Here is a 277-nt window from a genome sequence, read left to right as displayed (position 1 = left end):
GAATGCCGTAGCGCAGCAGACCGCCGATGCGGTCGTCGCGCTCGAACACCGTGACGGTGTGACCGGCACGGGTCAGCTGCTGGGCCGCGGCCAGACCGGCCGGACCCGAACCCACGACCGCGACCTTCTTACCGGTCAGGCGGGTCGGGTAGATCGGCTGTACCCAGCCCTCGTCGAAGGCGTTCTCGATGAGCTCGACCTCGACCTGCTTGATGGTCACCGGATCCTGGTTGATCCCGAGCACACACGACGCCTCACACGGCGCCGGGCACTACCG

1 pseudogene is annotated in these 277 nt (G+C 67.9%); it reads right to left on the bottom strand.

Going from position 1 to position 277, the window contains the following annotated elements:
* Positions 1 to 271 (bottom strand): annotated as a pseudogene (locus tag GV790_RS30175) (FAD-dependent oxidoreductase); the annotation flags it as partial.
* Between the last annotated feature and the right edge of the window lie 6 nt (positions 272 to 277).

The sequence above is a fragment of the Nocardia cyriacigeorgica genome (genome assembly GCF_010858045.1).
Lineage (GTDB): Bacteria > Actinomycetota > Actinomycetes > Mycobacteriales > Mycobacteriaceae > Nocardia > Nocardia cyriacigeorgica_E.
This window is presented reverse-complemented; position numbering and strand designations above follow the sequence as displayed.